The organism is Pantoea sp. X-Soil-YNGN-844, from assembly GCF_059730595.1.
Genome location: NZ_AP036008.1, coordinates 513,911 through 526,072, shown reverse-complemented (window position 1 = coordinate 526,072; position 12,162 = coordinate 513,911). Strand labels below are relative to the sequence as shown.

At 57.4% G+C, this 12,162-nt stretch carries 11 protein-coding genes; 5 read left to right on the top strand and 6 right to left on the bottom strand.

Annotated elements, in window-relative coordinates:
* Window positions 1-264 precede the first annotated feature (264 nt).
* The gene (locus tag AC6I8C_RS21260; protein WP_497823748.1) at window positions 265-1,635 is read left to right on the top strand and encodes an aldehyde dehydrogenase family protein; all 1,371 of its coding nucleotides are present in this window, start codon (window positions 265-267) and stop codon (window positions 1,633-1,635) included.
* A gap of 3 nt (window positions 1,636-1,638) precedes the next feature.
* Here AC6I8C_RS21260 and AC6I8C_RS21255 read toward each other — a convergent pair whose 3' ends face one another.
* Both AC6I8C_RS21255 and zigA read right to left on the bottom strand, forming a co-directional pair.
* Window positions 1,639-2,817: an NAD(P)/FAD-dependent oxidoreductase gene (locus tag AC6I8C_RS21255; protein ID WP_497823747.1), complete on the bottom strand. Its 1,179-nt coding sequence runs from the start codon at window positions 2,815-2,817 to the stop codon at window positions 1,639-1,641.
* A 93-nt stretch (window positions 2,818-2,910) separates the two neighbouring features.
* Window positions 2,911-4,140: a zinc metallochaperone GTPase ZigA gene (zigA, locus tag AC6I8C_RS21250; protein WP_497823746.1), complete on the bottom strand. Its 1,230-nt coding sequence runs from the start codon at window positions 4,138-4,140 to the stop codon at window positions 2,911-2,913.
* A gap of 121 nt (window positions 4,141-4,261) precedes the next feature.
* Between zigA and AC6I8C_RS21245 the strand changes: the two genes are divergently transcribed.
* On the top strand, window positions 4,262-4,600 hold the full coding sequence (locus AC6I8C_RS21245) for an ASCH domain-containing protein (RefSeq protein ID WP_497823745.1): 339 nt from the start codon (window positions 4,262-4,264) through the stop codon (window positions 4,598-4,600).
* Here the strand turns inward: AC6I8C_RS21245 and AC6I8C_RS21240 are convergent, their stop codons facing one another.
* Entirely contained in the window at window positions 4,601-5,149 is a 549-nt protein-coding gene (locus AC6I8C_RS21240; protein ID WP_135910995.1) for a helix-turn-helix domain-containing protein, read from the bottom strand.
* Window positions 5,150-5,260: 111 nt separating this feature from the next.
* Between AC6I8C_RS21240 and AC6I8C_RS21235 the strand changes: the two genes are divergently transcribed.
* From AC6I8C_RS21235 to AC6I8C_RS21225, 3 genes are all read left to right on the top strand, one after another.
* Window positions 5,261-5,929, top strand: coding sequence for an AzlC family ABC transporter permease (locus AC6I8C_RS21235; protein ID WP_318269063.1), 669 nt, complete (start codon window positions 5,261-5,263; stop codon window positions 5,927-5,929).
* Complete coding sequence (locus AC6I8C_RS21230; protein ID WP_033784885.1) at window positions 5,926-6,249, top strand: AzlD domain-containing protein; 324 nt, start codon at window positions 5,926-5,928, stop codon at window positions 6,247-6,249. The genes AC6I8C_RS21235 and AC6I8C_RS21230 overlap by 4 nt, the downstream gene beginning before the upstream one ends.
* 125 nt (window positions 6,250-6,374) lie before the next feature.
* A complete protein-coding gene (locus AC6I8C_RS21225) occupies window positions 6,375-7,103 on the top strand; it encodes a DJ-1/PfpI family protein (protein WP_497823744.1) in 729 nt (242 codons plus the stop codon).
* On the opposite strand, the gene AC6I8C_RS21220 is transcribed toward AC6I8C_RS21225, so the two are convergent.
* The 3 genes from AC6I8C_RS21220 to AC6I8C_RS21210 are packed head-to-tail and all read right to left on the bottom strand — an operon-like array spanning window position 7,053 to window position 12,161.
* Window positions 7,053-8,018 (bottom strand): acyltransferase family protein, encoded by a 966-nt coding sequence (locus AC6I8C_RS21220; RefSeq protein ID WP_497823743.1) that lies wholly within the window; start codon window positions 8,016-8,018, stop codon window positions 7,053-7,055. The genes AC6I8C_RS21225 and AC6I8C_RS21220 overlap by 51 nt on opposite strands.
* On the bottom strand, window positions 8,011-11,073 hold the full coding sequence (locus AC6I8C_RS21215; protein ID WP_497823742.1) for an efflux RND transporter permease subunit: 3,063 nt from the start codon (window positions 11,071-11,073) through the stop codon (window positions 8,011-8,013). Before AC6I8C_RS21215 ends, AC6I8C_RS21220 begins: the two co-directional genes overlap by 8 nt.
* Window positions 11,073-12,161 (bottom strand): efflux RND transporter periplasmic adaptor subunit, encoded by a 1,089-nt coding sequence (locus AC6I8C_RS21210; protein WP_497823741.1) that lies wholly within the window; start codon window positions 12,159-12,161, stop codon window positions 11,073-11,075. The genes AC6I8C_RS21215 and AC6I8C_RS21210 overlap by 1 nt, the downstream gene beginning before the upstream one ends.
* Between the last annotated feature and the right edge of the window lies 1 nt (window position 12,162).

The window sequence follows — 12,162 nt, the reverse complement described above, 5'->3', positions numbered from 1 at the left end:
CTCTCTATGATCTATTAAGGATCGTTTTTTAGGATCGTGTCACTGTATAAGTGGATAACTGCTTATCAGGCATCAGTTTCAGACTCACGGACAGGTGGCGTAATCGCAGCATCATCTCCGAAATCCCTCACGCTTCCTGTATACCGCCTTTGCAATTCCGATATTCTCAATCGATAAAGAACTTCCTCACTATTATTCATTTTTCATCATTAACTACAGCGCGTATCGTTTCTCTATCACTGAACGAATGAGGAAGACAGCACCATGACTGAACATGCTCTATCACGTAACCCTGCAACAGGTGACATTCTGGCACGCTATCCTCTGCAGAACAGCACCGAACTGGAACAGACTCTGACAGAAAGCGCTTCCGCTTTTGCAGCATGGCAGCACAGCAGTATGAGTGACCGGGTGCGCGTATTGCGCCAGCTCGGTGAACAGATCCGTCTGAGAGAACAGGATCTTTCACTCATGATTACCCTGGAAATGGGTAAACCCATTGCACAGGCTCGCGCGGAAGTACTGAAATGCGCAAATTTGTGCGACTGGTATGCAGAACATGGCCCGGCGATGCTGGCCGATCAGCCCACTCAGATTACCGACGCATGGCAGCGATTCCGTCCCATTGGGGTGATCCTGGCGGTCATGCCATGGAATTTCCCCTTGTGGCAGGTTCTACGGGGCGCAGTCAGCATATTGCTGGCAGGTAACACCTATCTGCTGAAACACGCGCCAAACGTCATGGGAAGCGCCACACTGATGGCTGAGCTGTTCACAGCAACCGATCTGCCTGCGGGTGGCTTTAACCTGATTAATGTCGACAACGACGGTGTTTCGGTAGCGATTAAAGATGACCGCATTGCTGCCGTTGCGGTAACCGGCAGCGTACGGGCGGGTGCAGCAATCGCGGCACAGGCAGGTGCAGCGCTCAAGAAAACAGTGCTGGAGCTGGGCGGATCCGATCCCTTTATCGTGCTGGCTGATGCCGATCTCGATGAAGCGGTGAAATCAGCCGTAATCGGACGTTTCCAGAATACCGGGCAGGTCTGCATGGCGGCCAAACGCTTTATTGTGGAAGCGCCCATCGCGGAAGAGTTTGAAAAGCGCTTCACAGCAGCGGTACGGGCACTGAAAATGGGCGATCCGCTGGATGAAAGCACCTTCCTGGGTCCGATGGCGCGCGCCGATCTGCGTGATGAACTGGATAGTCAGGTAAAAGCAACACTGCGTGAAGGTGCGCGGCTGGTGCTGGGTGGCGAGAAGGTGGCAGGGCAGGGTAACTACTATGCGCCAACCATCCTCGCTGACGTTACCAGCACCATGACCGCGTTTAAGCAGGAGCTGTTTGGTCCGGTCGCGGCTATTGCCGTCGCGCGGGATCCTCAGCATGCGCTGGAGATCGCTAACGACAGCGAATTTGGCCTCAGTGCTACCGTCTGGAGCGGTAACGAAGAAACTGCCGATCGGCTGGCGCTGCAGCTGGAAGTCGGGGCCGTATTTATAAATGGCAACGGCGCATCCGATCCGCGGGTGACCATCGGTGGCGTGAAGAAAAGCGGCTATGGTCGTGAGCTGTCACATTTTGGTGTTCACGAATTCTGTAACGTGCAGACCGTGTGGAAGAACCGCCGCTAGTTTTTACTGCGCGGCCGGAAGATAGGCAGGCGCAGTTTTAACAACCTCACTGAGCGGACGCAGCAACCGATGCGGGGCAAACCCGCTCAGCATCGGTGAAGGTGTACCGCTCAGCATCTCCTCAGCCACCAGTCTGCCCAGCAACGGGGCAAGGGTCATGCCACTATGGCTGACCATCAGATAAACGCGTGCTGAGTCACTAATGTAGCCCAGTGCGGGTAATCCATCTGCCGGGCGCGATCGCTGTCCCGTTTCAATCCGCTCAATCCTCGCCCCTTCCGCATGGTTAAACAGCCGACGCAACCGACGCAGCATCTCTTTGCCAGTCAGCCCCTCCGGAGAAGCGGGGCGTGACGGATCGGCATGTTGGTCAAGATCCAGAGCCTGCAGCATCAGGCGTCCTCCGCCATCCGGCCGCACATTCAGTTCCGGGGTAATGAGATTGCAGTTAAGCGGAATCGGCAAAGGCTGTGTCTGCGCCAGAAAACTGCACGCAACAGGATCGGCGCGGTTCGCATCGGTCATCGCCAGTTCACGTCCACACTGGCTGATCAGCTCAGGTGCCCAGCGACCGGTTGCCAGCACCAGCTGATCCCCGCGCCATTCATCACCACTGGCCAGCGTCAGATGCACATCCCGACCTGATTCAGTCAGCGTGGTCACCTCATTGTTGCAGACCAGCTGACCGCCGCTGGCGCGCAGATCGGCAAGCAGAGAAGCGATGAACAGGCTGGGATAAAGCAGACACTCCGAAGGGAAAAACCATGCATGCTGAATGCGGGGATCGAGCCGCAGTCCGGGCAGGGCGTCCAGTAACGCAGCGCGGCTACGCTTCTCAACGGGGTAATCGAGCGTAGCAAGCTTTGCTGCGCGCTGCGTTAGCTGGCGCAGGGATGATTCATCGGCAGCCCACTCCAGCGAGCCGGTTTCAAGCAGCCAGCGGGGCCATGCACGGTGGCTCGCCTGCCATCGCTTGTGCTCGTTTATCGCCTGGGCGTTGAGTTCATGATAGTGGCCGGGTTCTTTGCCGTTGGCATTGACCCAGGCGTAGCTGATCTGGCTGGTGCCACTGCCAGGCAAGCTTTTGTCGAACACAGTGACCTGTGCGCCCCGGCGGGACAATGACTGCGCGACGGCTAAACCCAGCACGCCTGCACCGATAACAGCGATACGTTGTGGCATATCCGGCTTCTCCTGAACAGAATTCAGCGGGTGATGGCCACCCGCCGGGACGTTTTACTATTGCGGAGCGACAGTGTGCGGTCAACCGCTGCGTCAGGCGGTCATCTCATCAAACCAGACAGGCACCGGATCGTCCAGCGTAAGCCAGTGCTCCGGCCCTGCAGCCATCTCATCAGGCGTCAGCAGTGCGCGATCCAGTGCGGCAATAATGTGCTGCTCATCCATATCTATGCCGATAAACACCAGCTCCTGACGCGCATCGCCGGTGCCTTCCTGCCACTGCTCAGCGATGAAATTGAGCGAATCTGCATCCTGAGGCCAGTTGTCTCGCGGCACGCTGACCCACCAGCGCCCGGCGTAACCCTGGCGAGCCACTGCGCCCGCCTGCGACCACATTGCCGCAAATTCGGGCCGGGTGGCCAGCCAGAAGTAACCTTTCGAGCGAATCACGCCGTCGAGCTGGTGGTTTACAACCTCCCAGAAACGCTGAGGATGGAAAGGACGACGCGCGCGATAGACAACGCTGCGAATGCCATACTCCTCCGATTCCGGCTGATGCTCGCCGCGCAGTGTCTGCAGCCAGCCAGGGGCCTGCGCTGCCCGGTCAAAATCAAACCGTCCGGTATTCAGCAGACAGTCCAGCGGAACCTGCCCGAATTCGCTGTTCACCATACGAGCGTGTGGGTTGAGCGCACGCAGCATACCCTGCAGCTGATGGAGCTCCGCCGGGCTGAGCAGATCCGTTTTGTTCAGCACCAGCAAATCACAGAACTCAATCTGATCCACCAGCAGATCAACCACCGATCGTTCATCCTGCTCGCCCAGCGACTCGCCACGAGACTGAAGATCATCGACTGAACGGTAGTCGCGCACGAAGTTAAAGCCATCCACCACGGTAATCATGCTATCCAGCCGGGCATAGGCTGAAAGGCTTTCACCCGCTTCATCTTCAAACGTAAAGGTTTCAGCCACCGGCAGGGGTTCAGAAATGCCGGTCGATTCAATGACCAGATGATCGAAGCGACCAGCCTGCGCCAGACGTTTCACCTCCAGCAGCAGATCTTCACGCAGCGTACAGCAGATGCAGCCGTTACTCATCTCGACCAGTTTTTCATCAGTGCGTGACAGTTGTGCGTCGCCGTTGCGCACCAGGGCCGCATCAATGTTGATTTCAGACATGTCATTGACGATGACTGCGATCCGTCGTCCTTCACGGTTATTCAGAATATGATTGAGCAGCGTGGTTTTACCGGCACCCAGAAAACCGGAGAGAACGGCAACCGGCAGACGTGGATCGCCGGATGTCTGAGAAGAGAGTGTCATACTGTTACCTGTCAGATGAGTTAAATAATTATGTTATAACATAACATTAATAACACTGTTTTCAATCCGGATTTCTGGTTTTGTGGCAGTTCTCAAGGTGGGTTTAAAGAAAGGAGAGGAAATGCAGCAACTTACACTGGTTCCGCGTCTGATGCCCGTCGTCAGACGCGGCGAGAAAACCTCCACGATACGCTGGCAGGAGGGCGATATCGTCACCGGCCCGCTGAGGCTGGTGAATCAGCAGGATCAAGCCGACCCGGTGATCGTCTGGGTGACGCGGATCGACACACTGCGCTTAAACGAGGTCGCTGCGAAGCTGGGGAAAGAGCACGAATGGCCGGATACGGTGCTGCTGGAGGGGATGCGCGAGCACTATCTGGCGATCAGATTGAGCAGTGAGGTGCAGCTGATTACGCACCTCACACCCGCAGAAACCCGGCAGAAACTTGCTGAGCGGTAACTAGCTGTGCTCTATCACCAGCAGCGCCAGCGTATCGGCTTCCAGCGCCCGAAAGATATGCAGCTCGTCGCCCGGATAGGTAATGTAATCACCCACATCCAGCTCCACCGCGCTGTCCACCGGACCCACCAGCGCCCGACCTTTAGCAATAATAATATGCTCAATCGTATTGGGGATATGGGGCTGTGAAATGCGCTCACTGCCAGGCTGAACCTCCAGCAGATAGATATCACGCCGGACGCCGGGCGGGCAGGATGCCAGCAGAACCGCCTGATAGTCTGCCAGGTCCGCAGTCACCGTCAGACCTTCTCCACGGCGGATCACCTGCAGACGACGCGCATCCGGCTCCAGCAGCCGTGAAAAAGGAATATTCAGCGTCACGCACAGTGACCACAGCGTCTCAATGCCCGGATTGCCGTTACCCGCCTCCAGCTGTGAGAGCGTTGATTTGGCGATACCAGCGCGACGCGCGACTTCAGCCAGTGACAGGCCGGCTCGCTGACGTTCACGCACTAAGGCATTGGCAATGATGCTGATAGGGGTATTCAAACGCACTCCTGATAAACGAAAGGTTTTTTATAACGAACGCTTTGTTCGTCTTGTAAAACACTGCCCCAGTGTTCATTATATCGGATTATACGTTCATTATGAGACAGAGTGATGCTTTTTCCGCAAATGCAGTTGCTGGACAAAGGGGTGATCAAAGCGATTTTCCTGGTCTGTCTGGCTGATGGGATTGTCGGTTTATCCTATGGTTCGCTGGCCTCCGCCGACGGGTTTCCGCTCTGGGTGCCGCTGGCGCTGTCAACGCTGGTGCTGGCAGGCGCGTCTGAGTTTCTTTTTATCGGCATCGTGGCCGGTGGCGGTAGTCCTTTTACCGCCGCCGCCGCGGGCCTGCTGGTGAATGCGCGTCATCTGCCTTTTGGCATTGCGGTCAAAGATCTGGTTGGAAAGGGGCCCCGGGGCTGGTTTGGTTGTCACATCATGAATGATGAAAGCGTGGTGTTTGGTATCTCACAACCACAGCTGGCCCAGCGTCGCAGCGCCTACTGGCTGTGCGGCATCGGTATCGGCTTAATCTGGCCGGTGAGCGTTATGGTTGGGGCGGCGGTTGGCCAGTTTATTCCCGATGTCTCGGTGATTGGACTGGATGCGGTGTTTCCGGCGATCCTGATTGCCCTGATCTTCCCGGCGCTGCGACAGCGGCGGACCCGGATCCCTGCCACCGTCGGCGCGCTGCTCTCATTGCTGGCAACGCCGCTGGTTCCGGCGGGCATGCCGGTGCTGTTCTCGCTGCTGGGCCTGCTGACATGGAGATCGCGCAAATGACGCATCAGGGAATGATCATCGCCGGAATTGCCATGCTGGCCGCCGGAACGTATCTGATGCGCTTTGCCGGGGTCAGGCTGGGAAACCGTCTTCCGATCAGCGAGCGTACCCAGCAGATGCTCTCCGACGCTGCCACGGTGCTACTGCTGGCCGTCGCGGCGACCACCACGCTGTTTGAAGGCCAGCATTTTGCCGGTGTGGCACGGGTGGCTGGCGTGGGTTTTGCTCTGTTACTGGCATGGCGTCGGGCACCACTGATTGTCATTATTCTGGGGGCGGCAGCGATGACCGCGCTGCTACGTTTTCTCGGCGTGGCCTGAGGCTTGTTTACGCAATCCACTGCTCTCTCTTCCGGAGAGGCTGTAAAGCGTCTCCGGCATTCATAATTGCTATCTGACCGGGCACCACGGCATGATGGTCACTCATCACCCGCCGGAGTTTACGCATGAATCGTCCGCTACAGATTGGTCTGTTACTTTTCCCTGATGTTACCCAGCTCGATTTAACCGGCCCGTGGGAAGTGTTTGCACGCACGCCCGGCGTGGAGTGCCATCTGATCTGGAAAGATCGTCAGCCGGTGCGCTCCGATCGCGGCCTGTCGATATTACCGACTACCACCTTTGACGATTGCCCGTTGCTGGAGGTGATCTGTGTGCCGGGCGGGCCAGGACAGATTGCCCTGATGTCGGATGAGGAAACGCTGAATTTTCTGCGACGGCAGGCTGAGCAGGCGCAGTGGGTCACGTCGGTCTGTACCGGTTCGCTGGTGCTGGGCGCTGCCGGATTGCTGAAAGGGTACCGTGCGACCTCACACTGGAGTTCCATCGATCAACTGGCTTTGCTGGGCGCGGAGCCGGTGAATCAGCGGGTGGTGCGTGACCGCAACCGTATCAGCGGCGCGGGCGTCACTTCCGGCATTGATTTTGCGCTGACGCTGGTGGCGGAAATCGCCGGGGACGTCGTCGCCAGAGCCGTTCAGCTGCAGATGGAATATGACCCCGAACCACCTTTTTCCTGCGGCTCGCCGCAGACCGCGCCGCCCGAGGAGGTGGAGCAGGCACGGGCGAAAATGGCTGAGTTCATCGCCACGCGCCGTGCAGCAACGGAGCATGCCGCGCGGCGATTACAGACTGATCAGCTTACTGACGCCGGGGATACGCAACAGCAGCAGTGACAGCGCCATTGAGAAGATCAGCGTCAGGGCGATGACCAGCAGTTTGTCGCCCAGGGTCTGAATGCGGATAACGGCCGCCAGCACACCAAAAATCAGGTAATGCAGGATATAAACGCCGGTCATGGTTTTGCCGAGGGTGGTCAGAAATGTGGTCAGCCATTGGGCTTTTTCCGGCAGCCGGATAGCGTTAATGCTGATCACGATCAGCACCACCAGCAGATAGACCTGTGAGCCCGTCAGCACTACGTCGTTGTGGGTCGCCAGAAAGCGCGCAATAAAGTAATAGCGCTCATACAGCCAGGTAAAGAGATACACCGCGGGCAGCAGAAGCAGGCTTACCTTTATCACTCTGGGTGATGTCAGTAACTGCATCACACGTGGTGCGGCCATCAGCCGGCCGGTGAGGTAATAAAGTACCCATGTCCAGATTCGGTATTGTGGCAGCAGCGAAAAGGCCCGCTGGCCCGGATAGAGGCTGGCGAGCAGGTCATAAGCAAAAGCCAGCACCAGCAACAGCAAAATCCCTGCTGCCATTACGCCAGGCCGCTGAATCAGCCAGTCGATTAGCGGATGCGAGACGTAAATGACAATCAGTGCAATCACAAACCACGGCTGGATCAGGTAGCCTTTGTGGTGCATCCCGGCAAACCAGAAAAAGCTGAACCAGAAGATAAAAATCAGCAGAATGCGGCGAATTTTGCCGAGCTGCCACGCGGGCGTGTGCAGCTCCCCCGCGTCGAGATAGCCACTCAGCAGAAAATAGAGCGGTGTGGCAATGGTCGAGATAAAACTCAGCACATTCAGCGTCAGATTAACGTCGTAATGGTAGCTGTCGTAACTCTGATACAGCGTGAAAAACGACACGGCGGTGATACAGGCCAGCGTCTTCAGCATTGCCAGCCCGGTCTTATTCACCGTGCGCCTCCCGTCCGTGGAAGCAGCGATAGATCACCGGCAGCACCAGCAGTGTCAGCACCGTCGCGAATCCCAGACCAAAAATAATCACCACCGCCATGCTCTGGAAAAAGACGTCGCGCAGCAGCGGCAGCAGGCCCAGTACGGTCGTAAAGGCCGTCAGCAGGATAGGGCGAAGACGTGACGTCGCCGCATCAATAATCGCCAGCTGTAACGGCTTCTCCTGCCGGAACAGTCGGATCTCCTCAATCAGCACGATCCCGTTGCGGAGTAACATTCCTGACAGGCTGAGCAGCCCAATCAGCGCCATAAAGCCAAACGGAATAGCGGTGAGCAAAAAGCCACTGGTAACACCAATCATCGCCAGCGGCACGGTGATCCAGATTGCGACGGCGTCACGCAGCGAGTTGAACATCAGCACGGTAATGATGAACATGGCCAGGAAGCCTACCGGCAGCGAACTCAGCAGACCGCTTTGTGCTTCACGTGAGCTCTCAAGTTCGCCACCCCACTCCAGCCTGTAGCCCGCCGGAAGTTTAAGCTGATCGATCTGCGGCTGAACCCGTGCCACCACCTGCGCGGAGGTTAATCCTGAGGCGGGATCGGGATCGGTCTGCACCGTCAGCACGCGCGTACGGTCACGACGCATAATCAGCGGATTCTCCCACTCCAGCCGGAAGTCAGAAATCACATTGCTCAGCGGCACAAAGTGCTGCAGGGCAGCGCTCCAGAGCTGAATGTTTTCGATGTGATCAACACTTTGCCGCTCTTCATCTGCCGGGTAGAGCATCACCGGCATCAGCCGCGATCCGTCCCGGAAAATGCCCACGGCATCGCCGCTGAAATTCATTCTCAGCGCCTGATCGATATCGCGTTTATCAATGCCCAGCTCCTGACCACGCAGAGCGGAATAAACCGGGCGAATCACTTTGCTGCGCTCCTGCCAGTCGTTGCGTACCGGGAACGTCGAGCCATCCGCCAGAAAAATCGCATCCAGCTGGCTGCCGATGTTCCGCAGCACCTCCGGGTCCGGACCGGTTACCCGCAGGGCAATTGCGCTGTCACTGGCGCTGCCAAACTGAATACGTTTGATGCGCTGATTCACCTGCGGGAAGTTCTGCTGAATATAATTCTCGGTCTTCAGCGCCAGCGCATCCAGCTGTCGGCCATCCTTAACCCGCACCATAATCTGGGCGAAGTTGCTGTACTGGCGCGCCGCGTCATAGGTCAGGGTAAAGCGCAGTGCGCCCTGGCCCACGGTGGTGACCGTCGCCGCAACGTCCGGATCCTGATTAATGAACCGGGCTATTTCCGCTGCGGTATCCGCGGTGTAGTGGATATCGGTGCCATAGGGCAGCCAGAGATCGGTAAAAAAGACCGGCGTGCTGGATGAGGGGAAAAAGTTCTGCTTCACCAGGGTAAAGCCATACAGCGACAGTGCCAGCAGCGCGACCATCGCCGTCAGCGTGATCAAGCGAAAACGAAAAAGGCCGCTCAGCGTCTGACGATAGAGCCGGAAAACGATGCCCTGATAAGGATCGGAGATGTCAGTTTTTGCGGGCTTCGCTGTGCCACGACGTTTCTCGCTCCAGTTAATAAATACCGGGGTCAGCGTCAGGGCGGTTACCCAGCTCAGCATCAGCGAAATCAGCAGCACCTGGAACAGCGATTTACAGTATTCGCCGGTTGAGTCCTGCGACAGGCCAATCGGTGCAAAGGCGAGTATCGCGATCACCGTGGCACCCAGCAGGGGCAGGGCAGTGCGGCGCACCATGCGGGAAATCGCCTGCTGTAAAGGATGTCCGCGCTGGTGGTCGATCTTCACCCCTTCGACAACGACGATGGCATTATCCACCAGCATACTGAGCGAAATAATCAGCGCGCCCAGCGACACCCGCTGCAGTTCCAGTTTAAACAGGTACATGATCAGAAGTGTGCCGAGCACGTTAAGTGCCAGTGACGCGGCAATCACCATGCCGCTGCGCAGGCCCATAAACAGCAGCAGCGTTCCCACCACAATCGCCAGCGCCATCAGGAAGTTGAGAATAAAGCCATCAACAGATTGTTTCACCTCATGCGCCTGGTTGTAGAACACCTTCAGGCTGATCCCGGCAGGGGTATCCTGCTGATAGTGCGCTATACGGGCGGAGAGCGCGTCGCCGACATCAATCACGTTGACGCCAGGCGCAAATGAAATGCCGATTGCCAGTGCCGCTTCACCATCGGCAAAGTAGATATTGGCAGGATTATCGGTCACGCCACGCGTCAGGGTGGCGATATCGCGCAGATGCACGTTCTGCGGGCTGCCCGCAGGCAGAATGGGCAGATTCGCCAGGTCGTCGAGCGTCTTTAGCTCGCCGGTAGGATGAAAACGGATTGATTCGCTGTCGACCCGCAGCGTACCAGCACTGGCAACGCTGTTATTCCGGTTCAGCAGATCGGCGACGCGCTGCGGTGTCATGCCATAGGCGGTCATTTTGCTGGCAGAAAGGGCAATGCGGACCTCCTCCTGCTCCACGCCCGCTACCGCGACTTTTGCTACGCCGGGCACCAGCACCAGATCGCGCCGCAGCTGATCGGCATAGTTACGCAGTTCACTGTTCGTAAAGTCTTTGCCGTGAATAACGAAGAAATAGCCATAAACATCGCCGAAGTCGTCGTTAACCAGCGGAGCCTGCACGCCTGGCGGAAACTGCCGGGCCGCATCGCCGACGCGACGGCGTAGCTCATCCCAGATTTGCGGCAGCTGATCGGCAAGATAGCGGGTATGGATATTGACGGTAATCTGTGACAGGCCATTGCCTGAAATGGAGGTAACATTGTCCAGTGAGGGCAGGCGCTGCAACGCATTCTCCAGCGGCAGGGTCACCTCTTCTTCGACCTGCTGGGCTGACGCGCCAGGATAATGAGTGACAATCACTGCCGACTTGATAGTAAACAGCGGATCCTCAAGGCGGCCAATGTTCAGCAAGGCATAGATGCCGCCCACGCCCAGCAGCAGAATAACCATCCAGATGCGAATGGGTTTATCAAGAAAGTGCTCCTGAATACGCATTATAACCCCCGCTCACGCTGCCAGATGCGCACCGCTTCACCGTCACGCAGCTCACCCACACCGGCAGCGACAATGCGGTCGCCCGGCTGCAGCCCGCTGATGATTTCAATACCCTGCGCGGTGAGACGACCCACTTCGACGGGGCGATCTTTAATGCGCAGCGCCTCGCCATCCTGCTCAACCAGCCAGACGTGCGGCTGGTTAGTCGGGCTACGGTCGGGATTGAACACCGCAGCCGCAGGCACTACCAGACGCGGCTGTGCAGGGGCATTCGGCAGGTTATGCAGCTTAACACGCACCGAGCCGCTGAGACCCGCAACGCCAGGGAGATCCGCCGGACGCGGCATGAACAGCATCACCTGATACGTCAGCGTGGCGGCGTCGGTCTGGCTGGTGTGCTCTTTGTATTGCGCGGTGAAAAAGCGACCGGGCAGGGCATTAAACTGCACCTCCGGCTGATAGTGAATATTCTGGATGTCCAGGCTGGTGAAGAGGGTTTCCGGCAGCGTGAAGATAACGTCGAGCAAATCGGCCCGGGTCAGCAGCGCAATCGGCTGTCCTGCGGCCACCACCTGATGATTACGCGCCTGTACTCTGGCAATCACGCCATCAAACGGCGCGCGCAGGGTCAGAAACTGCAACTCTTCCTGCGCGATTTTCAGTGCGGTAGCGGCGGCATCACGGTTAGCGCGCTGCACATCCATTTCCGATTTTGAAACGGCGCTGCGCTGTGCCAGCGTGTTAAAGCGCTGAAATTGCCGCTCCGCCAGCTGCAGCGCCGTCTGACGATCGCGTACCCGCAGTTTCGCATCCGCGTCGTTCAGGATGGCAAGAATTTGCCCCGCTTTCACGGGCGTTCCGTCACGTATATCCAGCTGTACCAGCTGGCCCGCCCTTTTGAAAGCCAGGTCGGTATTGTCTCCAGCCTGAATACGTGCAGGAAATACCCGGATATTCTGCGCAATGTCCGGATCAAGGGTAAAAACTTTTATTACGCGGGGAGGTGGCGCGTCCGGTTCTTTTTTTTCATCGCACGCTGTCATAAATAAGCAACAGAGAAAAACGGGAATAACCTTGCGTTTAATCATT